Source organism: Mesorhizobium sp. B2-4-18 (assembly GCF_006441385.1).
Lineage (GTDB): Bacteria > Pseudomonadota > Alphaproteobacteria > Rhizobiales > Rhizobiaceae > Mesorhizobium > Mesorhizobium australicum.
This window is the reverse complement of record NZ_VFUW01000005.1, coordinates 302,978-329,945: the sequence shown is the minus strand read 5'-3', so window position 1 is coordinate 329,945 and position 26,968 is coordinate 302,978. Positions and strand designations below refer to the sequence as shown.

Sequence of the window (26,968 nt, the reverse complement as noted above, 5' to 3'; positions counted from 1 at the left end):
CAACTCTATGACCCAGTGGTCCGGCTATTTCGGCCTGATATTGCAGGGAGCGCTTGTCACCATCGAGCTGACGCTGATGGGGTCGGTGCTCGCCCTGATCATGGCCTTTTTCGCCGGCATGGGGCGCCTGTCGCGCTTCTTCGTGCTGCGGGCCCTGGCCACGGCCTATATCGAGTTCTTCCGCGGCACCTCGATCTTCGTGCAGCTGTTCTTCGCCTATTTCGTGTTGCCGCTGGTGGGTTTCGAACTGACCCCGCTGCAGGCCGGTGTGTTGGCGCTGGGCTTGAACGTGGGCGCCTATGCAGCCGAGGTGGTGCGCGGCGCCGTGCAGTCGATCGGCCGCGAACAGCATGAGGCCTGCGTCGCGCTCAATCTCGGCCGTTGGCAAGGCATGCGCCACGTCATCCTGCCGCAGGCGTTTCTGGTGATGCTGCCGACCTTCGGCAACAATGCCATCGAGCTGCTCAAGGCGACATCGGTGGTCTCGCTGATTTCGCTCGCCGACCTGACGTTCCAGGCACAGGTGGTGCGTGCCCAGACCGGCAACACCATGGTGCCGTTCACCACGATCCTCATCATCTATTTCATCCTGGCGCTGCTCATCTCGTGGGGTGTGCGCTCGCTGGAACGCCGCATGGCGCGCGGCCTCGACGGAGTGCGCGTCTGATGGCCAGAGCATTCCTGATGGATTGGGTCCACTGATGGATTGGGACTGGGACTTTGTCCGGCAGATCCTGCCGACCCTGATCCAGGGGGTGAAGATCACCATCCTGGCGACGCTGCTCGGCTCGGTACTGGCCGCGATCGTCGGTCTGGGCATCGCGCTGGCGCGCCGCTCGCCGAACAAGGCGCTGTCGCGCACCGTCGGTTGGGTGGCCGAATTCATCCGCGGCACACCGCTCCTGGTGCAGCTCTATTTCATCTTCTACGTCTTGCCCGACATCGGCATTCTCTTGCCGCCGCTGGTCGCCGGCGTCATCGGACTTGGCTTGCACTACGGCACCTACACGGCGGAGGTCTACCGCGCCGGCATCGACAATGTGCCGCGTGGTCAGTGGGAAGCCGCCAAGGCGTGCAATCTCAGCGCGCGGCAGACCTGGTCCCACATCATCATCCCGCAGGCTATTCCGCCGATGATCCCGGCGCTGGCCAATTACTTCATCGCCATGTTCAAGGAGACGCCGCTGCTCTCGGCGATCACAGTGCTGGAGCTGATGAACCAGGCGAAAAGCGTCGCCAACACCTACTATCGCTACCTCGAGCCGATCACGCTGGTCGGCGCCTTCTTCCTCGCCATCAGCCTGATTTCGGTCGTGCTGCTGCGCTGGCTGGAACGCCGCTACGGCAAGATCGAAAGATAAAAGATGAAGCCCTTGTCCGAGATCAAGCTTGTGCCCGACCGGCCAGCGCTCGATGAGCGTCCGCTGGAGCGGCGTGTCGGGCTGATCATCCTGGCCACCGACCACACGACCGAGCCGGATTTTCGCCGCATGGTGGCGAGCGAACGGATCGGCGTCTATGTCGCGCGCATTCCCTACGCCAACCCGACGACGCCTGAGAACCTGCGCAAGATGCAGCCGGCGCTGACGGCGGGCGCTGCCTTGATCCTGCCCGACGAGCCGCTCGACGCCATCTGCTACTCCTGCACGTCGGCCTCGGTGGTGATTGGCGATGCCGAGATCGAGAAGGCGATCCAGGCCGCCAAGTCAGGTATACCCGTTGTCACTCCTCCGATGGCTGGCATGCGCGGGCTGAACGCCTTCGGCGTGCGCCGGATCAGCATCCTCACGCCCTATACCGTCGAAACCTCCAGACCGATGGCGACCTATTTCGCCGAACGTGGCTTCGAAGTCCTAAGCTTCACCTGTCTCGGCTTCGAGGACGACCGCGAGATGGCGCGCATTGCCCCGGCAGCCCTAATCGATCTCGCGCGCCGGGCGACGCATCCGCAAGCCGACGCGCTGTTCGTGTCCTGCACGGCACTGCGCGGCGCGCTGGCGGTCACCGGCATGGAACAGGCGATCGGCCGCCCGGTGGTGACCAGCAATCAGGCGACCGCCTGGAACTGTCTGCGCCTTTGCGGTGATGAGACAGCCCATCCCGAATTCGGCCGTCTGATGACGCTGCCCTTGCCGCGCGGTTGACGACCATGGCGACCGTCACCCTTGGCGATATCCGTGCCGCGGGCGAGCGAATTGCCGGCAAGATCGAGCGCACGTCGATCGTGCTTTCGGCAAGTCTCTCCGAAAGGCTGGGCGTCCCGGTTCAACTCAAGCTCGAGCACCGCCAGACCACCGGCAGCTTTAAATTGCGGGGCGCTTCCAACGCCGTCGCTTCGCTCAGCGCAAGGGAGAAGGCGCGCGGCGTCGTCGCGGCATCGACCGGCAATCATGGCCGTGCGCTTGCGCATGCGGCAAAGCTCGAGGGCATGCGTGCTGTGATCTGCATGTCTCGACTGGTACCCAGGAATAAGCTGGACGAAATTCGCCGCCTCGGCGCGGAAATCCGTATCGTCGGCAACAGCCAGGACGATGCCCAGCACGAGGTCGAGCGGCTGGTGACGGAGGAGGGGCTTGTCATGCTGCCGCCCTTCGACCATCCGGCCATCATTGCCGGTCAAGGCACGCTCGGGCTGGAGGTGATGGAGCAGGTCCCGGATGCCGCTCTGGTGCTGGTGCAACTGTCCGGAGGTGGGTTGGCCTCGGGTGTAGCGGCCGCCGTCAAGGGCGTCCGTCCCGGAACCAGAGTCGTCGGCATCTCGATGGCGCGCGGGGCGGCAATGAAGGCCAGCCTGGATGCGGGCCGCCCTGTGCTGGTCGAGGAACTGACGACGCTGGCGGATTCGCTCGGCGGCGGCATCGGCCTCGACAACCGGCTGACCTTCGCCATGTGCCGCGACCTGCTCGACGATGTCGTCCTGCTCAGCGAGGACGAAATCGCTGCCGGCATTCGCCACGCCTATGAACAGGAACGCGAGATCGTCGAGGGAGCCGGTGCGGTAGGCATCGCGGCGCTGCTCGCCGGCAAGGTCAAGGCGGAGGGGCCGGTTGTGGTTCTGCTTTCCGGCCGCAACATCGACATGCAACTGCATAGGAAGATTGTCTGCGGGGAAACGCCATCGATTTCGGAGCGCGCCGCATGAGCACGATGACCATCCTCACCGAAGCTGAACTGCGCACAATCGTGACGCTCGATCTCGACGCCGTCGCCTGTGTCGAGAACGCTTTTCGCGCGCTAGCCACGCTGCCGGTGGCGATGCCGCCGATCCTGCGGCTCGATATCCCGCAGCATCGCGGCGAGGTTGACGTCAAGACCGCCTATGTGCCTGGTATCGATGGGTTCGCCATCAAGATCAGCCCCGGCTTCTTCGACAATCCCAAACTTGGCCTGCCCAGCGTCAACGGCATGATGGTGCTGCTGTCGTCGAAGACAGGGTTGGTCGAGGCCTTGCTGCTCGACAACGGCTATCTCACCGATGTTCGCACCGCTGCTGCGGGAGCCGTCGCGGCCAAGCATCTGTCGCGGCCGGACTCGTCGGTCGCCTCGATCTTCGGCGCCGGCGTGCAGGCTGGGCTGCAACTGCAAGCGCTGACGCTGGTGCGGCCGATCACGCAGGCCCGCATCTGGGCGCGCGATGCCGCCAAGGCCGAAGTGACCGCGGCCACCTTACGCGAAAGGCTCGGCATCGACGTGCGCGCCGAGACTGACGCAGCCAACGCTGTTGCCGGTGCCGACATCGTCGTCACGACCACCCCGTCGACCGAACCACTGATCAAGGCAGGGTTTGTCTCGGCCGGCCAGCACATCACCGCCATGGGTTCGGACGCCGAGCACAAGAACGAGATAGCGCCGGCGATCCTGCGCATGGCCGATCTCTATGTCGCCGATAGCGCGAAACAGACGCGGCGCCTGGGCGAATTGCACCATGCCATCGCGGCGGGCGTGATGGCTGGAGACGCGGAGGTGACCGAGCTCGGCCAGATCATCGCCGGCGCGAGGCATGGCCGGCGCTCGGCCAGCGACATAACCATCGCCGATCTGACCGGCACGGGCGTGCAGGATACGGCGATCGCCACGCTCGCTCGCGACCGTGCGCTGGCCGCGAAAGCCGGAACGATCTTTGAAAGCTGACGCCGGCCGCAGGAGCATGATCCGGAAAATGGCAACCGGTTTCCCCAGCATCATGCTCAATCAAAAAATTCCCTGGAGCCAGATTCAACGAGTTGAAACGGGCTCCAGCCCCAACAAACGAGGACCAACAAAATGCAGCCGAACCTGAAATTCTCGCGAAGCGAATATGCGGAACGCCTCGCCAAGACGCGGAAAGCCATGGAGGCGAAAGGCGTCGATCTTTTGATCGTCAGCGATCCCTCCAACATGGCCTGGCTGACCGGCTATGACGGCTGGTCCTTCTACGTCCACCAGGCGGTCATCGTGCCACCATCGGGCGAGCCGGTCTGGTACGGCCGTGGCCAGGACGCCAACGGCGCCAAGCGTACCGCCTACCTCGCCCATGACAACATCGTCGGCTATGCCGATCACTATGTGCAGTCGACCGAGCGCCACCCGATGGATTTCCTATCGGGTGTGCTGACCGATCGCGGCTGGGGCAAGCACACCGTCGGCGTCGAGATGGACAATTACTGGTTCTCCGCCGCCGCCTTCGCCTCGCTGCAGAAGCATTTACCCAACGCCCGCTTCGTCGATGCCACCGCGCTGGTCAACTGGCAGCGCGCGGTGAAGAGCCCAACCGAGATCGACTATATGCGCAAGGCCGCTCGCATCGTGGAGGCGATGCACCAGCGCATCGTCGACAAGATCGAAGTCGGCATGCGTAAGAACGATCTCGTCGCCGAGATCTACGATGCCGGCACGCGCGGCGTCGGCGGCATTGGCGGTGACTATCCCGCGATCGTGCCGCTGCTGCCCTCGGGCGCCGACGCCTCGGCGCCGCACCTGACCTGGGACGATAAGCCGATGAAGTCGGGCGAGGGCACTTTCTTCGAGATCGCCGGCTGCTACAACAGGTACCATTGCCCGCTGTCGCGCACCGTCTTCCTCGGCAAGCCGACGCAGGAATTCCTCGATGCCGAGAAGGCAACGCTGGAAGGCATGGAAGCTGGCCTTGCCGCCGCAAAGCCGGGTAATGCCTGCGAGGACATCGCCAATGCCTTCTTCGCCGTGTTGAAGAAATACGGCATCGTCAAGGACAACCGCACCGGCTATTCGATCGGGCTTTCCTATCCACCGGACTGGGGCGAGCGCACGATGAGCCTGCGCCCCGGAGATCGCACCGAACTCAAGCCCGGCATGACCTTCCATTTCATGACCGGCCTGTGGCTGGAGACGATGGGGCTGGAGATCACTGAATCCATCCTGATCACCGAAACCGGTGTGGAGTGCCTGGCCAACGTGCCGCGCAAGCTGGTGGTGAAGGATTGAGCCCGATGTCCAGTCTTCGCCCGTCGCCGGTCACGCCGACCGTCGATTTCGATCGTGACGGCGTCCAGCATGGTTTCCTGCGCCTGCCCTATAGCCGCGACGACTCGGCCTGGGGCTCGGTGATGATCCCGATCTGCGTCATCCGCAACGGCAAGGGGCCGGCGGCGCTGCTGACCGGCGGCAATCATGGCGACGAGTATGAAGGGCCGCTAGCGCTCTACGAACTCGCCCGCACGCTCGATCCCAGCCAGGTCAGCGGCACCGTCATAATCGTGCCGGCGATGAACTATCCTGCTTTTCGGGCCGGCACGCGCACCTCGCCGATCGACAAGGGCAACATGAACCGCAGTTTCCCCGGCCGGCCCGACGGCACGGTGACGCAGAAGATCGCCGATTATTTCCAACGCGAGCTGCTTCCCCGCGCCGACATCGTCTTCGACTTCCATTCCGGCGGCAGGACGCTGGATTTCGTACCGTTCTGTGCCGCCCACACTTTGCCCGACAAGGCGCTGGAGCAGAAAGCCTTTGCCGCGGTGGCGGCATTCTCGGCACCATTCTCGATGCGCATGACCGAGATCGATGCGATCGGCATGTATGACACGGCGGCCGAAGAGATGGGCAAGGTCTTCGTCACCACCGAGCTCGGCGGTGGCGGTACGTCGCGAGCCGAGACGGTGCGGATCGCGCGGCGCGGCATCCTCAACGTGCTGCGTCATGAGGGTATCGTCGCCGGGGCGGCCGAGACGGGCATAACGCAGTGGCTGGACATGCCCTCGGGCGATTGCTTCTGCTTCGCCGAGGATGACGGCATGATCGAAACCATGGTCGATCTCGGCGAACCTGTCGAAGAAGGCGCGGTGGTGGCCCGCATCCATTCCACCGGCCGCACCGGCGTCGCGCCGCGGGAAATCCGGGCCAAAATGTCGGGCACGCTGGCGGCGCGGCATTTCCCTGGCCTGGTCAAGGCCGGCGACTGCGCCGCGGTGGTCGCCGTAAAGGTCGATTGACTGATTTCTCCGCCCGGACCATGCCGGGCGGACCCACTCTTCTGCTCGAGCTGTCGAATCCGGATTATCGCACCCGCTCGCAGAGCGAACACCGCGATCTGCTGACCGCCTGCCGCCGGCGCGATGGCAAGAAGGCGGTGAGCGTTCTGAGACAGCATCTTCGCGAGGGAAGCGACACGCTGGTCAACGCGACGGATGGCGGCGGGTTGTCGCGAAAATTCTAAGCCTGAAGGGCAGGGGGCAGCCCGCAATCGTGGCGCGTGGTTGCCACCGCGCCGGTTCGCTGCCACATATTGCAACATCAATGCTTGACACGAGGATGCCATGTCTCCCGTCAGCCGCCTGCCGGCACGTGCCCTTGCCCCGCGCCGCCATGACGAGATCCTGCGGCGGCTGGGCGCCCAGGGTTCCGTTAGCGTCGCCGAACTGGCTGGGTTCTTCGACGTCTCGCGCGAAACCATCCGCCGCGATTTGAAGCTGCTTTCCGACCAGGGCAGGCTCGGCATCGTGCATGGCGGGGCCGCCCGCTTCGAACCGAGCGAACCCGCGATGAGCCAGCGCAGCCAGGAAAATGCCCAAGGCAAGGCCGCGATCGGCAGGGCGGCCGCCAGGCTGGTCAGGGATGGCATGGTGGTCTTTCTCGATTCCGGCACCACCACGTTGGCCATCGCGCATGCAATGACGGAACTGCGCGATCTGACGATCTGCACGGCCAGCCTGAAGATAGCGCTGCATCTATGCCATGTTCCCGGCATGCGCGTGCACATGCTGGGCGGCGAAGTCGACCCGGGCGAGGAGGCGGCTTCCGGCATCGACACGCTCGATGCGATGGCGCGCTTTCGCGTCGATATGGCCTTTCTGGGTGGCGGAGCGCTGTCTCCGGTCGGCGAGGTGACCGATTTCACCCGCGCCGGGGCCGAACAGCGGGGCCGGATGATTAGCCTCGCCGGCAAGGCCTATTTCGTGCTCGACAGCAGCAAATTCGGCAAGCTGACGCCGCTCAGAATTCCGAATTTCGAACGTGCCACTGGGGTAATCGTCGACACCGACCCCGAATTCGCGCTTGCCGAGGCGCTTTCGCACAGGGGGCCTGAACTCATCGTTGCAGCTTGATGTGATATTTTGTGATATTATGAGTTGATATTTGGTTTTCCCATGGTAATGTCTCGGCCATCCCTCAAATGGCGGAACGCTCATGGCACATGAATTTCCCACCCAGGCTCGAATTGTCATTGTCGGCGGCGGCATCATCGGCTGCTCGGTCGCCTATCATCTGACCAAGCTGGGCTGGAGCGATGTGGTGCTGCTTGAGCAGGGACAGCTCAGCGGCGGCACCACCTGGCACGCGGCCGGTCTTGTCGGTCAGCTGCGCAGCCATTCCAACATGACCAGCCTGATCCGGTACTCCACGCAGCTCTATAGCGAACTGGAGGTCGAGACCGGCCTCGCCACCGGCTGGAAGAACTGCGGTTCGCTGTCCGTCGCGCGCACCACCGACCGCATGGCGGTGTTGAAGCGCACGGCCGCGTCGGCGCGTGCCCAAGGGGTCGAGATCGACGTCATCTCGCCTCGCGAGGCAGCCGAGCTCTGGCCGGTGATGGCGACAGACGATCTGGTCGGCGCCGTCTGGCTGCCCGGAGACGGCAAGGCCAATCCCACCGATCTCACGCAATCGCTGGCCAAGGGCGCGCGCAATGGTGGCGTCAAAATCTTCGAGCGGGTGCAGGTCACCGGTATCACGGTGAAAAATGGCGTCGCCTGCGGCGTCGAGACGGACCGCGGCGACATCGCCGCCGAGATCGTCGTCAACTGCGCCGGCCAATGGGCGCGCAAGGTCGGGCTGATGTGCGGCGTCTCGGTGCCGCTGCATTCGGCCGAGCACATGTACATCGTCACCGGCCGGATCGAGGGTGTGCATCCGGACCTGCCCGTGATGCGCGACCCCGATGGCTTCATCTACTTCAAGGAGGAGGTCGGCGGTCTGGTGATGGGTGGCTTCGAGCCGCACGCCAAGCCGTGGGGCATGAACGGCATTCCCGAAAATTTCGAATTCGCTCTGCTGCCCGACGACTGGGACCAGTTCGAGATCCTGATGGAAAACGCGCTGGTGCGCGTGCCGCAGTTGGCGCGGGCCGAAGTCAAGAAATTCTACAACGGTCCCGAGAGCTTTACGCCGGACAACAATTTCCTCCTCGGCGAGGCGCCGGAGTTGAAGAATTTCTATCTCGGCGCCGGCTTCAATTCGATGGGCATTGCCAGTGCCGGTGGCGCCGGCAAGGCATTGGCCGAATGGATCGTTAACGGCGCGCCGACCATGGATTTGTGGCCGGTCGACATCAGGCGCTTCGCCGCTTTCAACAACAATCCGCGCTGGCTGCATGACCGCGTCAAGGAGACGCTCGGCCTGCACTACGCCATGCCGTGGCCGAACCGCGAATTGGATACCGCGCGGCCGTTCCGCCGCTCACCGCTCTATGATCGGCTCGCCGCCAAGGGCGCCTGCTTCGGTTCCAAGATGGGCTGGGAGCGTGCCAACTGGTTCGCGGCGCCAGGAGAGAAAACCGGGAACGACTATGCCTTCGGCCGCCAGAACTGGCACGAGGCCGTGCGGCGCGAGATGAAGGCGACGCGCGAAGCCGTCGCCATCTTCGACCAGACCTCCTTCGCCAAGCTTCTTGTCCAGGGCCGCGATGCCTGTGCCGTGTTGAACCGCATCTGCGCCGGCGACATCGATGTGCCGGTCGGCACATCGATCTACACCGGCGTGCTCAATGCGCGCGGCGGCTACGAAAGCGATCTCACCGTGATGCGGCTTGGCGCGGAAAAATTCCTCATCGTTACCGGTTCCGCCCAGGCGGTCCACGACGCCGACTGGATCGTCAAGAACATTCCGCCGGATGCGCATGCCGTCCTGACCGACGTCACCTCGGCCTATGCGGTGCTGGCGTTAATGGGGCCGCGTTCGCGCGATCTCCTCGGCAAACTGTCGTCGGCCGATCTTTCCAACGCCGGCTTTCCCTTCGCCACTATCCGCGAGATCGATATCGGCTACGCCACTGTCTATGCCAACCGCATGACCTATGTCGGCGAACTCGGCTGGGAACTGATCGTGCCGGCCGAATTCGCCGTCGGCGTCTACGAGGCGTTGCACGAGGCCGGCGGTGAATTCGGCTTGGCCGACGCCGGCTACTACGCGCTCGACGCCTTGCGCATCGAAAAGGGTTTTCGGGCCTGGAGCCGGGAACTGACGCCCGACATCAACCCGTGGCAGGCCGGGCTTGGCTTTGCTGTTGCCATGGACAAACCGGGTGGGTTCATCGGCCATGACGCGCTTGTTGAGGCAAAGTCGTCGTCGGCACCGGCAAAGCGTATCGTGCTCCTTACGCTCGACGACACCGAGCCGATGCTGTGGGGCGGCGAGTTGGTCCTGCGCGACGGCAAGCCGGTCGGCGAGGTCCGCTCGGCCGCCTATGGCCACACGCTTGGCCGGTCAGTGGCGCTCGGCTTGATCGAAAACGAAACCGGCGTGGATGCTGTGTTCCTGAGCGGCGGCCATTTCGAGATCGATCTAGCCGGCGTACGTTATGCGGCCACCGCGCATCTGCGCAGCCCCTACGATCCGAAATCGGAGCGGGTGAAAGCCGATGTGGTGGAGATTCGTGCCGCCGCTTAGTCCGTCGACATCGAGCGCGCCATGTCGAGAAAGGCGCGCACCAGTTTGCCGCCGCTGCGCTCGCGCAGGCAGATCAGCGCCTCGTCCATCAAGGTCTCGGGCGCGTCGATGGTGATCGGGATGAGCCGCGAGTCCTGGCCGAATTCGGCCGCCGAGACAAAGCCGATGCCGGCGCCAGAGGCGACGATCTCGCGCACGGCTTCCCGGCCTTCTGCCTCGATCACAGGCCTGAGTTCGATCTTCGACGCGGCGGCCAGGTCTTCGAGCTTCTGGCGCGTCTTCGAGCCGCGCTCGCGCATGACCAGGGATTCCTGTGCGAGCTGCTTGAGCGTCAGCGATTTCTTCCCCGACAGCGGATGGTCGATCGAGGTGAAGGCGATGATGGGCGTCGAGTTCAGTTTCAGCACTTCGAAGTCGCGTCCGGCGGGCACCTCGCCCAGCACGCCGATATCGGCATCGTAGCTATAGAGGCTGCTGATCACCGTCTCGGTGTTTCCGGCACGCACCGAGACCTGCACTCCGGGATAGCGGGCGCGAAAGCTGCCGAGAATGTGAAGCAGATGATGCGCGGCATCGGCGACGATGCGCAGCGTGCCGGAACGCAGGGCGCGCGACTCGGTCAGAAGCTCAAGCGCCTGCTGCTCGGTGTCGAACATGCGGTGGGTTATTTCGAGCAGTTTCTGGCCGGAATGGGTCAGCGTGACCTGCTTCTTGTTACGATTGAACAGCAGGACATCATACTCTTCCTCAAGCTTGCGCACCTGGTCCGATATCGCCGGCTGGGTCAGGAACAGCGCTTCGGCCGCCCGCGAAAAGCCGCCGGAGATCGCCACCTGATGAAAGGCCCGCAACTGAACATAGCGCATCTTCTTCGTTCCCGAGCCTCTCTGATTACCAGCAGCCTATCATAAGCCCTGCTATGCAAAAGCCGGAAACAAACGATTCGGTTTATGTCTTGGAATGGGCCTGCCGGGTTTCACGAAGCTGTCACGAGCGCCATGCAGCTTCTGCTGTCTGTATCGGATCATCACTGAAATCGATACATCGATACAAAATAACGATTTTACAAATAGGTGCCCTCAGCCAACAATGGCGCCAGATAAAAAAAGCAGCGACCTGTCGGAGGACATCATGCTCGCCGAAACGAAATTTGCCGCGGAGCCGCTGGCCAGGCCGGCGCTGGGCGAGCCCTATCTGTTGACCCCCGGGCCGCTCACCACGGCCTATTCGGTCAAGCAGGCGATGCTGCGCGACTGGGGATCGTGGGACGGCGACTTCCGCGCCATGACATCAGACATGCGCCGTCGCCTACTGGCGCTGACCGGCGACACCAACGGCGAGTTCGACTGCGTGCCGATGCAAGGCTCAGGCTCGTTCTGCGTCGAGGCGATGCTGGGGTCGTTCGTGCCCAGGGATGGCAAGGTTCTGGTGCTGGCCAATGGTGCCTACGGCCTTCGTGCCGCGCAGACCATGCAGTATCTCGGCCGGGCCTATACGCTGATCGACAAGGGCGATTACCTGCCGCCGCGCGGCGACGAGGTGGCGGCAGCGCTCGAAGCCGACCACGCCATCACCCACGTCATCGCCATTCATTGCGAGACCAGCTCCGGCATTTTGAACCCGGTCGCCGAGATCGCCGCGGCCGTCCATGCCAAGGGCCGCAAGCTGCTGGTCGATTCCATGAGCGCGTTCGGCGCCGTCGCGCTCGACGTCAACGAGATCCGCTATGAGGCGATGGTCTCGTCGGCCAATAAATGCATCGAGGGCGTGCCCGGCTTCGGCTTCATCATCGCCCGCAAGAGCGAACTCGAGGCAGCCAAGGGGCGCAGCCATTCCCTGTCGCTCGACGTCCACGCCCAGTGGGCGCATATGAACAAGACCGGCCAGTGGCGCTACACGCCGCCGACGCATGTCGTCGCCGCTTTCCTGGAGGCGCTGCGCCAGCATGAGGCGGAAGGCGGCGTTGCCGGCCGTGGTGCCCGCTACACCAGGAACCGCGACGTCATGGTGTCGGGCATGCGCGAACTCGGCTTCGAGACATTGCTCAAGGACCGCTGGCTGTCGCCGATCATCGTCACCTTCTTCAACCCGGCCCACGCCAACTTCGCCTTCGATCGCTTCTACGAACTGATGAAGGACAAGGGCTTTATCATCTACCCCGGCAAGCTGACGGTCGTGGACTCCTTCCGTGTCGGCTGCATCGGCCAAATGGACGAACATGTCATGCGCCGCGTCGTCGAGGCGGCGGCGCAATCGCTTGATGAAATGGGCGTCGACACCGCAGCTCCGCCCGCCGCGGCAATCGCCGAGCGCGCCAAACTCGCCGCCTGAAGCGGCCGATTTCGAGGATTTTTGATGAACCAGATGTCTCCCATCAACGTCGCGGTCAACGGCCGCACCTACGCCTGGCCGCGCGTGCCGGCGATCGCCATCTGCCTCGACGGCTGCGAGCCGGCCTATCTCGATGAAGCGATCAAGGCCGGGCTGATGCCGGCCCTGGTCAGGATCAAGGAGAAGGGCACGGTGCGTTTCGCACACTCGGTCATTCCGAGCTTTACCAATCCCAACAATTTGTCGATCGCCACCGGTCGCCCGCCCTCGGTGCACGGTATTTGCGGCAACTATCTCTACGAGCGCGAGACCGGCAAGGAAGTGATGATGAACGACCCGCGCTTCCTGCGCGCGCCGACCATCTTTCAGGCCTTCTATGATGCTGGCGCCAAGGTTGCCGTGGTGACCGCCAAAGACAAGCTGCGTGCGCTGCTCGGCAAGGGCCTATCTTTCGGCGAAGGGCGTGCGCTGTGCTTTTCGGCGGAGAAGTCCGATACGACCACGGTTGGCGAGCACGGCATCGACAATGCCTCGAAGCATTTCGGCCTGCCTGTGCCGGAAGTCTATTCGGCCGAATTGTCGGAATTCGTCTTCGCCGCCGGCGTCCAGTTGCTGAGGGAATTCCGCCCCGACATCATGTACCTGACGACGACGGACTACGTGCAGCACAAATACGCACCGGGCGTGCCGCAGGCCAACGCCTTCTACGAGATGTTCGACAAGTACCTGACCGAACTTGATGCGCTGGGCGCCGCGATCGTTGTCACCGCCGACCATGGCATGAAGCCCAAGCACAAGGCCGGCGGTGCGCCCGACGTCGTCTACGTCCAGGACCTGCTTGACGAATGGCTGGGCAAGGATGCCGCCCGCGTCATCCTGCCGATCACCGACCCCTATGTCGTGCACCATGGCGCGCTGGGCTCTTTCGCCACCGCCTATTTGCCTGATGGCGCGGACCAGGCGGGCATCATGGCGCGGCTGGCCAAGGTTGACGGCATCATGCTGGTCGTCGATAGCAGGACGGCCTGTGAGCGCTTCGAACTGCCGGCTGACCGCATCGGCGACATCGTGCTGGTCTCGACCGAGAACAAGACGATCGGCACATCGGAACATCGTCATGATCTGGCGGCGCTGAACGAGCCGCTGCGCTCGCATGGCGGGCTGACCGAGCAGGAAGTGCCGTTCATCGTCAACCGCGTGCTGCCGGATATGCCCAATGAGCCGGCGCTGAGGAACTTCGACGCCTTCTACTACGCCACGCTTGCCGCGGCGCTCGCGTGACGGATGGGTCGGGTGCCGGTAGGTGTCGCCTCCATGATGGCGCTGGTCGACCCCCACTCCGTCGAGCTTCGCTCGACACCTCTCCCCCGATCGACGGGGGAGAGGAAATCAGGCGAGGTCGGCGCCACCACGCTTTTAGGCTAAGCCGCCGCTAGCCCTGGCGGCCTTCCTCTCCCCCGTCGATCGGGGGAGAGGTGGCCCGAAGGGCCGGAGTGGGGGTCGACCCCTCGCCGCGACGTACCCAAGAATCTGCCGGAGCAGAGCACATGACCAAGCTTGACCCTGCCATCAAAGTTCGCCACGAGCCGATGCGCATTGCCGGCAAGAAGGTCGATGCCGGTGGTGTTGTCGAGGTGCGTTACCCCTGGAACGACACCGTCATCGGCACCGTCCCCGCCGGCCGCGCCGAACACGCCCGCCAGGCGTTCGAGATCGCTGCAGGCTACAAGTCGAAGCTGACGCGCTACGAGCGCCAGCAGATCCTGTTCCGCACGGCGGAAGCACTGGCGTCGCGCCGGGAAGAAATATCCGATCTGATCACGCTCGAGCTCGGTATCTCCAAGGCCGACTCGCTCTACGAAGTCGGCCGCGCCTATGATGTGTTCACGCTGTCGGCGCAGATGTGCATCCAGGACGATGGCCAGATCTTCTCCTGCGACCTCACCCCGCACGGCAAGGCGCGCAAGATCTTCACCACGCGCGAGCCGCTGAAGGCTATCTCGGCGATCACGCCATTCAACCATCCGCTCAACATGGTCTCGCACAAGGTGGCGCCGGCCATCGCCACCAACAATTGCGTGGTGGTGAAGCCGACCGAACTGACGCCGATGACGGCGTTGGTGCTGGCCGACATTCTTTATGAAGCCGGCCTGCCGCCGGAAATGCTTTCGGTGGTGACCGGCTGGCCGGTCGACATCGGCAACGAGATGATCACCAACGAGAATATCGACTTGATCACCTTCACCGGCGGCGTGCCGGTCGGCAAGATGATCGCCCGCAGCGCCGGTTACAGGCGCCAGGTGCTGGAACTCGGCGGCAACGATCCGCTGATCATCCTCAACGATCTCTCCGATGACGATCTGGCCAAGGCCGCCGATCTCGCGGTCGCCGGTGCGACCAAAAACTCCGGCCAGCGCTGCACGGCGGTCAAGCGCATCCTCGTCCAGGAAAGCGTCGCCGACCGCTTCGTGCCGCTGGTGCTGGAGCGGGCCAAGAAGATCCGCTTCGGCGATCCGATGGACCGCTCGACCGATCTCGGCACCGTCGTGCATGAGAAGGCGGCGGCGTTGTTCGAAGCGCGCGTCCACATGGCGGCCGAGCAGGGGGCAGAGATCCTCTACAACCCGGGTCGTCAGGGTGCGCTGCTGCCGCCAATCGTCGTCGACCGCGTGCCGCACACATCCGAACTGGTGATGGAAGAAACGTTCGGGCCGATCATCCCGATCGTGCGCGCGCCGGATGACGATGAAGCACTGATCGCGTTGTCCAACTCGACCGCCTTCGGCCTGTCGTCGGGCGTCTGCACCAATTCGTTTCCCCGCATGCAAAAATACATCGCCGGCCTGCAGGTCGGCACGGTGAACATCTGGGAAGTGCCGGGCTACCGCATCGAGATGTCGCCCTTCGGCGGCATCAAGGACAGCGGCAATGGCTACAAGGAAGGCGTCATCGAGGCGATGAAGAGCTACACCAATGTGAAGACATTTTCGCTGCCTTGGTCCTGACCGGATCACATAAGCTGGCGGAACAAACCGAGGGAGCGTCCCACGCTCCCTCATTCGCATTTCGGAGACAATGATGGCCGCGATATCAGAGCTTGTGCATACCGAAGGCGATTCCAACACGACGGCGGCGCGCGGCCGCTGGGATACCGGCCAGAACGACCCCCGCATTCGCGGCCTGCTCGATCGCGATGCGGCCGCGTTCATGCACCAGAGCCTGTCCAGCCCCTGTCTTTCGACGATCGCTAGGGCGCAAGGCATCTGGATCGAGGACACCGCCGGCCGCCGCTTCATGGATTTCCACGGCAACAGCGTGCATCACCTCGGCTACGGCCACCCAAAACTGGTGGCGGCGATCAAGAAGCAACTCGACGACCTCTGCTTCGCGCCGCGGCGCTTTACCTGCGAGCCCGCCGTCGAACTGGCCGAAAAACTGGCCGCGCTGGCTCCCGGCGATCTCGGCAAGGTGTTGTTCACCACCGGCGGCTCCGATGCCATCGAGGTCGCGCTGAAGATCGCGCGCGCCGCTACAGGTCGCTTCAAGACGGTGTCGTTCTGGGACGCGTTTCACGGCGCCGGTTTTGGCGCGGCAAGCGTCGGCGGCGAGGCGACGTTCCGTTCGCATATCGCAGGCCCGATGATGACCGGCACCGAGCACGTCGCGCCCTGGGACGGCTATCGCTGTCCCTATGGCCACGATTCCCTGGAGGCATCGGGGCTCGCTTGCGCCAACATGATCGCCTATGTGCTCGGCCGCGAGCAGGACGTGGCGGCTGTCGTTGCCGAGCCGATGCGCGCGACGCCCAATCCACCTCCGCCCGGTTTCTGGAAGCGCGTGCGCGAAGCCTGCGACAGGCACGGCACGCTGCTGATCTTCGACGAGATACCAACCGGCCTCGGCAAGACCGGCAAATTCTTCGCCCACGAACATGACGGCGTGACGCCCGATATCGTCGTTCTCGGCAAGTCACTCGGCGGCGGCATCCTGCCGATCGCCGCCGTCATCGCCCGCCGCGATCTCGACGTCACCGGCGGCTTCGCCATCGGTCACTACACCCACGAAAAGAACCCCGTGACAACGCGTGCGGCGCTGACGACCATCGACATCATCCTGGAGGAGGGGCTGGTCGAGCGTTCGGCTGAGCTTGGCGGCCATATGCTTGCACGTATGCAGGACCTGATGGCGCGCTCGCCCCATGTCGGTGACGTCAGGGGCAGGGGGCTGATGGTTGGCGTCGAACTCGTCGAGGACCGGGCCTCGCGCCAGCCGGCGCGGGACCTCGCCGAACGTGTCTTCTACACCTGCCTGGAACAAGGCCTGAGCTTCAAGGTGAGCCACGGCAATGTGCTGACGCTCTCGCCGCCGTTGGTTATCTCCAAAACTGATCTCGACCGCGCGCTCGACATCGTCGAGACCGCGGTTCTGGCGGCCTGACCATGAAGGTCGTCCGCACAGACCGCGAACTCGAATGTCCTGAAATTGATACCGGCCTACGGGCGAGAGGCGTCGACCTGGTGACGCTGCCGGATGGCATTCCCGAACCCGATCTCGCCAACGCGGTGGCCGACGCCGATCTCCTGCTCATGTGCTACACGCCCATCACCGCGCGGGTGATCGACGCCGCTCCCAGGCTGAAGGGTATCGTCAAATACGGCGTCGGCATCGATGCCATCGATATTCCCGCAGCGATGCGGCGCGGCATTCCCGTGGTCAACGTGCCCGACTATGCCGAGGAAACCGTTGCCGAAGGTGCCTTCGCGCTGATGATTGCGCTCGCCAAGCGGCTGCCGGGGATCACCCAGGCAATGACGCGAGACGGCTGGATCTGGCCCGAACAGCGCTGGCTGGGACGCGATATATCAGGCGCCACGCTTGGGCTGATCGGCTGCGGCAAGATCGGCCGCAGCATGGCGCGCATGGCCGGCCGGGGATTTCGCGCGCGCGTCGTTGGTTTTGATCCCGGTGTCGATGCCGCGACGATGCGCGCCGCCGGCATCGAGAAGGCCGACGACCTGCACGCCGTGTTGCGTGCCTGTGATTTCGTTTCGTTGCATTGCGTGCTGAATGACCAGACACGCGGCCTGATCGGCAAGCATGAGCTCGCCTGCCTGAAACCGTCGGCCATCATCGTCAATGTCTCGCGCGGTGCGCTGATCGATGAGGCGGCGCTCGTCGAGGCGATCGTTGCCGGTCGCATCGGTGGTGCCGGGCTCGATGTCTATTCGGTCGAGCCGCTGGCGAGGTCAGGCCATCCGATGAGCGCATTGTTTGGTCGCGACAATGTGATCCTGTTTCCGCATCTTACCTTCTTCACCTACGAGGCGATGCGCCGGCTGGAAGACGACACGCTCGCGCGCTGTTTCGAAATTCTCGAAGGCCGGCCAGTGACCATCCGCTCGCATGATCCGCGATTGCGGGCGCAGACCGCAGGCATTGTGTTCGGCCGATAACCTATATTTTCAAACCGATAGCCGCCATCGGCGCAGCATATTGTATCCACGACATCGATGCGACAGTTCCATGACAAATATCAGAGAAAGTTTGGGTCTCATAAAATAAATAGATTTTACTTATCGATGCCCAATCCCCAGAGTTGTCACAACGAAGACATCCAACCGGCTCAACGTCCGCCAGAGACCCAAAGGCCGGTTGGTCCTAGTGCATCGCAGAATGTGCCTTCAATCAAAGGGGAACTGGTTATGAAATCAAGAAACGCAACCATGGTCGGGGCCTTCGCCGCATTGCTCGCGTCGGCGGCTCTCATTGGGCCGGCACTTGCCGACGGCGTCGTCACCGTCTACTCCGCCGATGGGCTGCATGATGGCAATGGCAGCTGGTACGAGACCGAATTCGCAGCCTTCACCAAGGCCACCGGCATCACCGTTCAGTATATCGAGGCGGGCTCGGGCGGCGTCGTCGAGCGCGTCGCCAAGGAAAAGTCGAACCCGCAGGCCGACGTGCTGGTGACCTTGCCGCCCTTCATCCAGCGCGCCGCCGCGGACGGTCTGCTGCAGGATTACAAACCCGAAGCCGCATCCCAGATCGACGGCGGCACCGACAAGTATCGGCCGCTGGTCAATAACTACATGAATTTCATCTACAACAGCGCCGTGCTGTCCGAAGCGCCGAAGAGCTATAACGATCTGCTCGATCCGAAGTTCAAGGGCAAGATCCAGTACTCGACCCCCGGCCAGGCTGGCGACGGGACGGCCGTCATGCTGCAGATCATCCATGCCTTTGGCGGCGAGGATGCCGGCTTCGAGTTCATGAAGAAGCTGCAGGACAACAATGTCGGCCCGTCCGCCTCGACCGGCAAGCTGACCGCGCTGGTCAACAAGGGCGAGCTGCATGTGGCCAATGGCGACCTGCAGATGAACATGTCGCAGATGGCAGACAATCCCAACATCAAGGTGTTCTGGCCCGCTGGCCCCGATGGCACCCGCTCCACCTTTGCGCTGCCCTACGAAATCGGCCTGGTCACCGGTGCGCCAAATAGCGACAACGGCAAGAAGCTGATCGACTTCCTGCTGTCCAAGGAGGCACAGGCGACTGTAAGTTCCGTTGCCCTCGGCATGCCGGCCCGCAAGGACGTGACGCCGTCCGACGCCAATTTCGCCAAGCTGCAGGAGGCGATGAAAGGCCTGACCATCTGGTCGCCGAACTGGGACGAGGCGCTGAGCAAGCTTCCCGACTATGTCAAGAAGTGGAACGAAGCGACCGGAAGTTGATCCGCACGGGAAGCAATCCGGAGAACAATGCCATGTCGGCCGCCGCCTTCACGGGCCCTAGTGTCACGGACATCGACGCCGCGAAGGTTCGCGGCGCCGGCTCGAACGTCCACTTCGACAAGGTCGTTGTCGCCTATGGCGCCCATGTCGTCCTGCATCCGCTGACCCTCGATATCGCGCCTGGCGAAATCCTGGCGATGATAGGCCCATCCGGCTCCGGCAAGACGACCGCTCTGCGTGCCGTTGCCGGCTTCGTGCGGCCGGCAAGCGGCCGCATCCGCATCGGCGCCACCGACGTCACCGATCTGCCGCCCTATGAGCGTGGGCTCGGCATGGTGGTGCAGAACTACGCGCTGTTCCCGCACATGCGGGTCGAGGACAACGTCGCCTTTGGCCTCAGGGCACAAGGCGCCGACAAGGCGCTGATCGGCGAGCGGGTGAAGGATGCGCTCGCCACCGTCGGCATGGCGACGTTTGCCCGGCGTTATCCGCGCGAGCTTTCGGGCGGCCAGCAGCAGCGCGTCGCGATTGCGCGGGCGCTTGCCGTGCGGCCGCGCGTGCTGCTGCTTGACGAACCGCTTTCGGCGCTCGACGCGCAGATCCGCCGCAACATGGTCGAGGAGATCGCCCGCCTGCACCGCAGCCTGCCGGGCCTGACCATCCTCTACGTCACCCACGACCAGACCGAGGCGCTGACGCTTGCCGACAAGATCGCCATCATGCGCGACGGCAGGGTCTGTTCGCATGGGCCGACGACCGAACTCTATCGCCGTCCGCCAAACCGCTTCACCGCCGAGTTTCTCGGTCGCGCCAACCTTCTGCCGGTGACGGTTGCCGATGCTGCCGGCCCGAAAGGCTTTGCCATGGCCAGGCATGGCGATGCCGTGCTCGCCGGTGCCGGTCGCGGCGAGAAGGTTGGCGACAAGAGCCTGCTTTGCATCAGGCCACAGCATCTGAGCCTGACGGCCGACAGCGAGCACACCAACCGCATTGTCGGCACGCTCAGGGAAGTGCACTGGCAGGGTGAACTCACGCATCTGGTGCTCGATGTTGACGGCACGCCGGTGCGCGTCTCGGCAACGAAACTGCCAATGGCCTTGCCGGAACCCGGCACAGAGGTGCCGCTGTTCTTTGCGCCGGCCGATACGTCGCTTCTTCCGGAAGACGCCGGTGTCTGAAGCGCTCGCCATTGGTATGCCGACGGCCAGAAAGCGAGAGCCGGGCCGGCTGTGGATCGTGCCGCCGGCGGCCCTGCTGGCACTGCTGTTCTTCTACCCGCTGGCGTTGATTGTACGCCAGGCCTTCCTCGACGACAGCGGCGTCGCCAATGTCGCCGAGATCGTCCGCGTCCTGCATTCGCGCTTCTTCCTCAACGCGCTGGTCAACACGGTGACGATCTCGGTCACGGCGACGGCCGGATGCCTGGTCGTTGGCCTGGTGCTGGCGCTGATCCTTGCCTTCGTGCCGTTTCCAGGCAGCGGCTTCATCGCCAGGCTGATCGACACTTTCATCGCCCTGCCGACCTTCCTGGTGACGCTGGCCTTCACCTTCCTTTACGGCTCCGCCGGCATGCTCAACTCCGGGCTGATGGAAGCCTTCTCGCTGCCGCTGCCGCCGGTCGACTTCCTTTATTCGACATGGGGCGTCGTTCTGGCCGAGGTCACGGTCTACACGCCCTTCATCCTGCGGCCGCTGCTTGCCGCCTTTTCGCTGGTCGATCGCGGCCAGATCGAAGCGGCAAGCGTGCTTGGCGCGCGACCGTTCCGCATTGTCCGCCAGGTCATTCTGCCGGCGGCGGTACCCGCGCTCATCGCCGGCGGCAGCCTCTGCCTGCTCCTCACCGTCAACGAATTCGGCATCGTCCTGTTCATCGGCGCCAAGGGCGTCATCACGCTGCCGCTGCTGATCTATGGCAAGGCGATCCAGGAATCGGCCTACCAGGTCGCCTGCATCATCGCCGTGGTCAACATAGCCCTGTCGCTCGGCCTGTTCGGTCTCTACCGGTTCGCTGCCGGCCGGTTGGGAGTCTAGCGATGCTGGTCTGGTCGCGTTCCGGTCGCTTCGTCATCTGGGTGATCTTCGCGCTGGTCTTCGGCGTGCTGTTCCTGGCGCCGCTGGCGGTGATCCTGCTGTCCAGCTTGGCCGACCAGTGGAACGGCGTGCTGCCCAATGGCTTGACCACGGAGCACTACACCGATGTCGCGCGCGGCGCGGCCTGGAACGCGGTCAAGGCCAGCCTTGTCACCGGCTTCCTGGCCAGCGCGCTGGCGCTGGTCAGCGGCACCTGGGCAGCACTTGCGCTGCGCATCCAGGGCGCCACGCTGGCGAGGGCACTCGGCCTGCTGTTCTTCATCCCGAGCGCTGTGCCTTCGGTGTCGGTCGGCCTTGGCCTGCTGGTTGCGTTCAGCCATCCCCCGCTGTTGCTCAACGGCACGATCGCAATCGTCATGATCGCGCATTTCGTGCTGATCTCGGCTTTCACCTTCGGCAATGTCTCGGCCGGGCTTGCGCGGCTGTCGCCCGACTTCGAGCAGGTCGCGTCGAGCCTTGGCGCACGCCCTGCCTATCGGCTCCGGCATGTCACGCTGCCCTTGCTCGCACCCTATCTGGTCGCGGCCTTCGGGCTGAGCTTCGCGCTGTCCATGGGCGAGCTTGGCGCGACCGTGATGGTCTATCCGCCGGGTTGGGTGACGCTGCCGGTGTCGATTTTCTCACTGACCGATCGCGGCGACATCTTTGCCGGGGCGGCGCTCACCATGATCCTGGTGGCGGCAACGCTGGTCCTGCTGCTCGGTCTGGAGCGCATCACCAAGCGCGCTACCGGCGCATAGCGCACATTGCCTCAGGCCGGCTGGCGTTCGACGATGTAGATGTGGTCGGCCGCCAGCACCACCTCGCCGCGCTGGTTGATCACTTCGCAGCGCTCGATCACGCGTCCGGAACCCGGTCGCTTGGGGTCGTCCTCCTTGGCCGCGATGGTGGTGCGTGTGCGGATCGTGTCGCCGATGAACACGGGCTTGATGAACCGCAGCCGGTCGTAGCCATAGGAAAAGGCGACGGGATTGATGACCGTTGCCGTCAGCCCGATGCCGACCGAGAACACCAGCGTGCCATGCGCGATGCGCTGGCCGAACGGCGTTGTCTTCATGAACTCGGCGTCCACGTGGTGCGGGAAGAAATCGCCGGTGTGACCGGCATGGACGATGAAGTCGGTCTCGGTAATCGTGCGGCCGCTGGTCAGCCGTGTCGAGCCGATCTCGTAATCCTCGAAATACTGGGTCTGTTCCATCAGGGCCTTTCCGCGACCGGCGTCGCCGGCGCCGCGCTCGAACGATAGGCGGCTTCCACCAGCGCCATTGTGTTCCATGCATCCTCGACCGAACTGATCAGTGCTGCGTCTTCGCCGGATGCAAAGCGCTGAACATTTGCCATGCGCCCGACAAAGGCGTCGGGAAACCACTCGCCGGCCAAGGGCACCGCGATCCAGTCCGATCCGCCCTTCGGATAGATTTCCAGAATGTCCGGCTCGCCCCGGGGATAATCGAGATTGAGACCGAGCTTGAGATAGGCGGCACCCTCGGTGCCGCAGACGCGAAATTCGCAGGCCTGATGCCGGCGCCCGAACTTGTGGTCGTGGTTGATCGATAGCGCGCAGCGCACGGTGTCGCCATAGTCGAGAATGGCGCTGGTGCGCGTCTGCGCCACGGAATGATTGGGATGGCCCAGCGTCTTGGCATGCACGCCCTTGGGGTCACCGAGCAACTGCCGGATAAGGTCGAGATAGTGGATCGAGTGCATGGCGATCTCGACGCGCGGCGCCTTGAGCAGGAATTCCCACAACTGCCACGGCGTCGCCAGCGCCAGCCAGGCGTCGAAATCGACGACCTCGCCGAGCCAGCCCTTGGCGATGGCGTCCTTCAGCGCCAGCATCATCGGCGCGAAACGGAGCTGGAAATTCACCGCCGCCTTGAGCTTCTTGGCGCGGCAGATTTCGAGGATTTCGCTTGCCTCGCCGAGATAATTGCCCATTGGCTTCTGGATCAGGGCGACCGCACCGCCGGGCAGAGCCTTCAGGATATCGGCGTGCCGCCCCGGTGGCGTTGCCAGATCGAAGATCGCGTCCTTAACTCCGGCGGCTTCTTGCACCGAGCGGAACGCCGTCACGTCCCATTTATCGGCCAGGGCTTGCGCCTTGGCCTGGTCCGGATCGTAAAGACCGGCGATCGGAAATCCCGCTTTTCGGTAGGCCGGGAAATGCGCGTCGCCGACAATCGACCCTGCACCGAAAGTGACGATCGGTCGGGGTCGTGAGGGTTTGGCCCAGGCCTGGACGAGTGAGGCAGGGTCGAAACCGGCCTCAGTCATGGTGGAAGACCTCGTCCATCGAAGCCCACCATTCACCCTCCTTGCGGGTCGCAAGCGGCTCCTGGCAAGGTATGCAGACGGCCCACCATTCCTGCGTCCTCGGATCGGCCCCCATCTTGGCCATGTCGGCCTCGTAGTCGGTGCCGTGGTATTCGAAGGTGCTGAACAGCAGGTTCTCCGGCCGCTTCAGGTAAATGGAATAGTTCTTGATGTTGCATGCCGAAATCATGGTCAGCACGTCAGGCCAGACGGCGGCATGGAGGCGAACATAGTCCTCGACCTTCTCCGGCTTCAGCCCAAGCACAAATCCCATCCGCTGCATATCAGCTCCTTATCTCGTGATCGCCGTGGTGAATTCGGCGATGCTCATGGCCTTGACCGCGTCCCAGTCCCAATCGATGCCGATACCGGGCTCGTCGGGCGCCAGCGCATGCCCATCCTCGATGCGCATGTGCTTGCCGGTCAACTGGTCGAGTTGCGGAATGTACTCGACATACCTGCCGTTCTGAACAGCGCAGGTCAGGCTGACATGCAATTCCATCAGGAAATGCGGGCAGACTGGAATGTCGAAGGCCTCCGCCGCATGGGCGATCTTGAGCCAGGGCGTGATGCCGCCGATGCGGCCGACATCGACCTGCACGATCGAGCAGGCGCCTTTCTGCATGTATTCGCGGAAGTGCCTGACGGAATAGAGCGACTCGCCGATGGCGATCGGCGTCGGCGTCGAATTCGACAGCCTGACATGCCCGTCCATGTCGTCGGCCGGCAGCGGCTCCTCGATCCAGGCGAGATCGAGTTCTCGAAGCCTCGCTGCACGCCGGATCGCCTCGTCGACGGAGAAACCCTGATTGGCGTCGGTCATGATCTCGTAGCCGTCGCCCACTGCCTTGCGCACCGCCGACAGCCGCGCGAGATCCTCAGAGCCGTGCGGCCTGCCGATCTTCACTTTCGAGCCGCGAAACCCCTTGGCCTTGGCGGCCACCGCATCGTCGACCAGCGCCTGCGTCTCGATGTGCAGCCAGCCGCCTTCTGTCGTGTAAAGCGGGCAGCGGTCCTTGGCGCCGCCAGCGAGCTTCCATAGCGGCAGGCCCTGTTTCTTCGCCCTGAGGTCCCAGAGCGCTGTGTCGATCGCCGCGATGGCGATTGCCGTGATGGCGCCGATCGTGGTGGCGTGGGTGGCGAATTCGAGATCGTGCCAGATCGCTTCGATCATATCAGGATCGCGGCCGATCAGGCGCGGCACCAGATGGTCGGACAGGAGCCGCATCACCGACGAGCCGCCGGTGCCGATCGTGTAGCTGTAACCAGTTCCGACCGCGCCGTCGGAATCGGTAATGGTGACGATTGGCGTCTCTTGGCTGACGAAGCTCTGGATCGCGTCGGTGCGTTTGACCTTGGGCACAAGGTCGACCATGCGCAATTCTATCTTTTCGATCTTGGCCATGTCGGTCAGCTCCGCAATGTCTTTCCGGTCTCAGCGGCAAACAGATGCGCCTGCGACAGGTCGAGGCTCATGGCGACGCGCTCGCCTGGCTTCAGCAGCCTGGGGTTCAGCATGCGAGACACCCAGTCACCGCCGTTGAACTCGACGAACACCAACGTCTCGTTGCCGAGCGGTTCGGTGACGGTGATCGGCAGTTCGATCTGATGCACGTCGGCCGCGCCGCCGGAGCTGATACCATGGCCGGTCGGATAGATGTCGTCTGGCCGCAACCCGAACACGACCTTGTCGCCGCCAGCGACATTGGCCTTGAACTGACCGGGCAGGGGCAGCTTGGCGCCGCTGGCGAAAACCAGCTGGCCGTCGTCGACCCTCGCTTCGTGCAGGTTCATCGGCGGCGAGCCGATGAAGCCGGCAACGAAGCGCGTGGCTGGCCGGCGGAACACTTCATCTGGGGTGCCAACCTGTTCGATATGTCCGTCGCGCATGATGACGATACGGTCGGCAAGCGTCATCGCCTCGACCTGGTCGTGGGTGACGTAGATCACCGTTGATTGCACCTTGGCGTGCAGCTTCTTGATCTCGGTGCGCATCTGCGTTCTGAGCTTGGCATCGAGATTGGAAAGCGGCTCGTCGAACAGGAAGACGTCGGGGTCGCGCACGATGGCACGACCCATGGCGACGCGCTGGCGCTGGCCGCCGGACAGTTGCGACGGCCGACGGTCGAGCAAAGCATCGAGCCCCAGGATAGCCGAGGCCTCGGCGACGCGGCGATCCATGTCGTCCTTGGCGGCGCCGGCGATCTTCAAGGAGAAGCCGAGGTTTTCGCGCACCGTCATATGCGGGTAGAGCGCATAGGACTGGAACACCATCGAGATGTTGCGCGAACGCGGCGGCAAATCGTTGACGACGCGCCCGCCAATCTCGATCGAACCGGCGCTGATCTCTTCCAGCCCGGCTATCATGCGCAGCGTCGTCGACTTGCCGCAGCCGGAAGGACCGACCAGCGCGATGAATTCGCGGTCGGTGATGTCGAGGTCGATGCCATGCACGATCTCGATATTGCCGTAGCGCTTGGTCAGCTTTTTGAGGGAAACCGTTGCCATGAGATCAGCCTTTCACCGCGCCGGAGGTCAGGCCGCCGACAAGGTGCTTCTGGACGATGAAAGTGAGGGTGAGCGCCGGAATGATCATCACCACGGCGAGCGCGCACATGCCGCGCCAGTCGATGGTGAACTCGGCCGTGTAGTCGAGCAGGCCGACCGGCAGCGTCTTGGCGCTGACCGAGCGGGTCAGTTGGGAGGCCAGCGCGAACTCGTTCCAGCAGGTCAGGAAGGCGAAGATCGCGGCCGATGCGATGCCTGGTCCGGCGAGCGGGAACTCGACCTGCCAAAAGGCCTGCCAGCGCGTGCAGCCGTCGATTTGTGCTGCCTCGGCGAGATCCTTCGGCACCTGGCGAAAGAAGCCGTCGATCAGCCAGATGGTGAAAGGCACGTTGAGCGCGACATAGGCAAGGATCAGCCCGAAATGCGTGTCGATGATACCGAGCCGCACATAGAGGAAGAACAGCGGCAGCGACAGCGCGATACCGGGCGCCGTGCGTGTCAGCATCAGGCCGAGGAAGACGCTCGATTTACCGCGAAAGCGATAGCGCGCGAAGGCATAGCCGCCCGCCATGCCGATGGCGACCGCGATCACCGTCGAAGTCACCGATATGATCAGCGAGTTGCGGAAATATTCGATGACAGGAATGCCGCCCTTGCCGATGCCTGAGAACATCGCGACATAGGCGTCGAACGAAATATCCTGCGGGATCCACACAGGCGGCTTGGCCATGATCTCGACCGTCGGCCGCAGCGACGACAGGACGATCCACAGGCCCGGCAGGCAGATGGTCAGCATCGCCAGGAACAGGCCGATGCGATAGACGATATCAAGCAGCCTGCGCTTAAGGCGGGCGGAAGAATTCTCGTCCATC

At 63.7% G+C, this 26,968-nt stretch carries 26 protein-coding genes; 19 read left to right on the top strand and 7 right to left on the bottom strand.

What is annotated here, in order from left to right:
• Positions 1-7 precede the first annotated feature (7 nt).
• From ehuC to FJ527_RS14820, 10 genes are all read left to right on the top strand, one after another.
• A complete protein-coding gene (ehuC, locus tag FJ527_RS14865) occupies positions 8-667 on the top strand; it encodes an ectoine/hydroxyectoine ABC transporter permease subunit EhuC (RefSeq protein ID WP_140823472.1) in 660 nt (219 codons plus the stop codon).
• Positions 668-701: 34 nt separating this feature from the next.
• Complete coding sequence (gene ehuD, locus FJ527_RS14860) at positions 702-1,361, top strand: ectoine/hydroxyectoine ABC transporter permease subunit EhuD (RefSeq protein ID WP_015319077.1); 660 nt, start codon at positions 702-704, stop codon at positions 1,359-1,361.
• Positions 1,362-1,364: 3 nt separating this feature from the next.
• On the top strand, positions 1,365-2,144 hold the full coding sequence (gene eutA, locus FJ527_RS14855; protein ID WP_140791534.1) for an ectoine utilization protein EutA: 780 nt from the start codon (positions 1,365-1,367) through the stop codon (positions 2,142-2,144).
• A gap of 5 nt (positions 2,145-2,149) precedes the next feature.
• Positions 2,150-3,142: a hydroxyectoine utilization dehydratase EutB gene (eutB, locus tag FJ527_RS14850; RefSeq protein WP_140791536.1), complete on the top strand. Its 993-nt coding sequence runs from the start codon at positions 2,150-2,152 to the stop codon at positions 3,140-3,142.
• Positions 3,139-4,131, top strand: coding sequence for an ectoine utilization protein EutC (eutC, locus tag FJ527_RS14845; RefSeq protein ID WP_140823471.1), 993 nt, complete (start codon positions 3,139-3,141; stop codon positions 4,129-4,131). The genes eutB and eutC overlap by 4 nt, the downstream gene beginning before the upstream one ends.
• 132 nt (positions 4,132-4,263) lie before the next feature.
• Positions 4,264-5,442 carry an ectoine hydrolase DoeA gene (gene doeA / locus FJ527_RS14840; protein WP_140661586.1) on the top strand — a complete coding sequence of 393 codons (1,179 nt, stop codon included), beginning with the start codon at positions 4,264-4,266 and terminating at the stop codon, positions 5,440-5,442.
• 5 nt (positions 5,443-5,447) lie between these two features.
• Positions 5,448-6,449: a N(2)-acetyl-L-2,4-diaminobutanoate deacetylase DoeB gene (doeB, locus tag FJ527_RS14835; protein WP_140823470.1), complete on the top strand. Its 1,002-nt coding sequence runs from the start codon at positions 5,448-5,450 to the stop codon at positions 6,447-6,449.
• Entirely contained in the window at positions 6,446-6,673 is a 228-nt protein-coding gene (locus FJ527_RS14830) for an FCD domain-containing protein (RefSeq protein WP_224643394.1), read from the top strand. The genes doeB and FJ527_RS14830 overlap by 4 nt, the downstream gene beginning before the upstream one ends.
• Before the next feature lie 100 nt (positions 6,674-6,773).
• Complete coding sequence (locus FJ527_RS14825; RefSeq protein ID WP_140823469.1) at positions 6,774-7,562, top strand: DeoR/GlpR family DNA-binding transcription regulator; 789 nt, start codon at positions 6,774-6,776, stop codon at positions 7,560-7,562.
• A gap of 82 nt (positions 7,563-7,644) precedes the next feature.
• Positions 7,645-10,122 carry an FAD-dependent oxidoreductase gene (locus FJ527_RS14820; protein ID WP_140823468.1) on the top strand — a complete coding sequence of 826 codons (2,478 nt, stop codon included), beginning with the start codon at positions 7,645-7,647 and terminating at the stop codon, positions 10,120-10,122.
• Here the strand turns inward: FJ527_RS14820 and FJ527_RS14815 are convergent.
• Positions 10,119-10,988 (bottom strand): LysR substrate-binding domain-containing protein, encoded by an 870-nt coding sequence (locus FJ527_RS14815; RefSeq protein WP_140823467.1) that lies wholly within the window; start codon positions 10,986-10,988, stop codon positions 10,119-10,121. The two genes, FJ527_RS14820 and FJ527_RS14815, sit on opposite strands and share 4 nt — an antisense overlap.
• A gap of 265 nt (positions 10,989-11,253) precedes the next feature.
• Between FJ527_RS14815 and FJ527_RS14810 the strand changes: the two genes are divergently transcribed.
• From FJ527_RS14810 to FJ527_RS14770, 9 genes are all read left to right on the top strand, one after another.
• Entirely contained in the window at positions 11,254-12,453 is a 1,200-nt protein-coding gene (locus FJ527_RS14810) for a 2-aminoethylphosphonate--pyruvate transaminase (RefSeq protein WP_140823466.1), read from the top strand.
• 24 nt (positions 12,454-12,477) lie between these two features.
• Complete coding sequence (phnA, locus tag FJ527_RS14805; RefSeq protein WP_140823465.1) at positions 12,478-13,734, top strand: phosphonoacetate hydrolase; 1,257 nt, start codon at positions 12,478-12,480, stop codon at positions 13,732-13,734.
• Positions 13,735-14,000: 266 nt separating this feature from the next.
• The gene (phnY, locus tag FJ527_RS14800; RefSeq protein WP_140823464.1) at positions 14,001-15,458 is read left to right on the top strand and encodes a phosphonoacetaldehyde dehydrogenase; all 1,458 of its coding nucleotides are present in this window, start codon (positions 14,001-14,003) and stop codon (positions 15,456-15,458) included.
• A 73-nt stretch (positions 15,459-15,531) separates the two neighbouring features.
• Positions 15,532-16,890, top strand: a complete 1,359-nt coding sequence (locus tag FJ527_RS14795; RefSeq protein WP_140823463.1) for an aspartate aminotransferase family protein — start codon at positions 15,532-15,534, stop codon at positions 16,888-16,890.
• 2 nt (positions 16,891-16,892) lie between these two features.
• Positions 16,893-17,906 carry a C-terminal binding protein gene (locus FJ527_RS14790; protein ID WP_140823462.1) on the top strand — a complete coding sequence of 338 codons (1,014 nt, stop codon included), beginning with the start codon at positions 16,893-16,895 and terminating at the stop codon, positions 17,904-17,906.
• Between the two features lie 249 nt (positions 17,907-18,155).
• On the top strand, positions 18,156-19,184 hold the full coding sequence (locus tag FJ527_RS14785) for a 2-aminoethylphosphonate ABC transporter substrate-binding protein (protein ID WP_140823461.1): 1,029 nt from the start codon (positions 18,156-18,158) through the stop codon (positions 19,182-19,184).
• 32 nt (positions 19,185-19,216) lie between these two features.
• A complete protein-coding gene (locus tag FJ527_RS14780; RefSeq protein ID WP_140617479.1) occupies positions 19,217-20,362 on the top strand; it encodes an ATP-binding cassette domain-containing protein in 1,146 nt (381 codons plus the stop codon).
• The gene (locus FJ527_RS14775) at positions 20,355-21,215 is read left to right on the top strand and encodes a 2-aminoethylphosphonate ABC transporter permease subunit (protein WP_015319061.1); all 861 of its coding nucleotides are present in this window, start codon (positions 20,355-20,357) and stop codon (positions 21,213-21,215) included. Before FJ527_RS14780 ends, FJ527_RS14775 begins: the two co-directional genes overlap by 8 nt.
• A gap of 2 nt (positions 21,216-21,217) precedes the next feature.
• Positions 21,218-22,015: an ABC transporter permease subunit gene (locus FJ527_RS14770; protein WP_140823460.1), complete on the top strand. Its 798-nt coding sequence runs from the start codon at positions 21,218-21,220 to the stop codon at positions 22,013-22,015.
• Positions 22,016-22,026: 11 nt separating this feature from the next.
• Here the strand turns inward: FJ527_RS14770 and FJ527_RS14765 are convergent, their stop codons facing one another.
• Genes FJ527_RS14765 through FJ527_RS14740 form a run of 6 tightly spaced genes read right to left on the bottom strand, consistent with a single transcriptional unit; the run spans position 22,027 to position 26,967 of the window.
• On the bottom strand, positions 22,027-22,476 hold the full coding sequence (locus tag FJ527_RS14765) for a MaoC/PaaZ C-terminal domain-containing protein (protein ID WP_181166368.1): 450 nt from the start codon (positions 22,474-22,476) through the stop codon (positions 22,027-22,029).
• Positions 22,473-23,549, bottom strand: coding sequence for a Gfo/Idh/MocA family oxidoreductase (locus FJ527_RS14760; RefSeq protein WP_140724415.1), 1,077 nt, complete (start codon positions 23,547-23,549; stop codon positions 22,473-22,475). The genes FJ527_RS14765 and FJ527_RS14760 overlap by 4 nt, the downstream gene beginning before the upstream one ends.
• The gene (locus FJ527_RS14755) at positions 23,542-23,871 is read right to left on the bottom strand and encodes an L-rhamnose mutarotase (RefSeq protein WP_140823458.1); all 330 of its coding nucleotides are present in this window, start codon (positions 23,869-23,871) and stop codon (positions 23,542-23,544) included. Before FJ527_RS14755 ends, FJ527_RS14760 begins: the two co-directional genes overlap by 8 nt.
• Positions 23,872-23,880: 9 nt before the next feature.
• Positions 23,881-24,993 carry a mandelate racemase/muconate lactonizing enzyme family protein gene (locus FJ527_RS14750; protein ID WP_140823457.1) on the bottom strand — a complete coding sequence of 371 codons (1,113 nt, stop codon included), beginning with the start codon at positions 24,991-24,993 and terminating at the stop codon, positions 23,881-23,883.
• A 5-nt stretch (positions 24,994-24,998) separates the two neighbouring features.
• Positions 24,999-26,096: a sn-glycerol-3-phosphate ABC transporter ATP-binding protein UgpC gene (ugpC, locus tag FJ527_RS14745; protein WP_015319055.1), complete on the bottom strand. Its 1,098-nt coding sequence runs from the start codon at positions 26,094-26,096 to the stop codon at positions 24,999-25,001.
• Between the two features lie 4 nt (positions 26,097-26,100).
• Positions 26,101-26,967 carry a carbohydrate ABC transporter permease gene (locus tag FJ527_RS14740; protein WP_140823456.1) on the bottom strand — a complete coding sequence of 289 codons (867 nt, stop codon included), beginning with the start codon at positions 26,965-26,967 and terminating at the stop codon, positions 26,101-26,103.
• Between the last annotated feature and the right edge of the window lies 1 nt (position 26,968).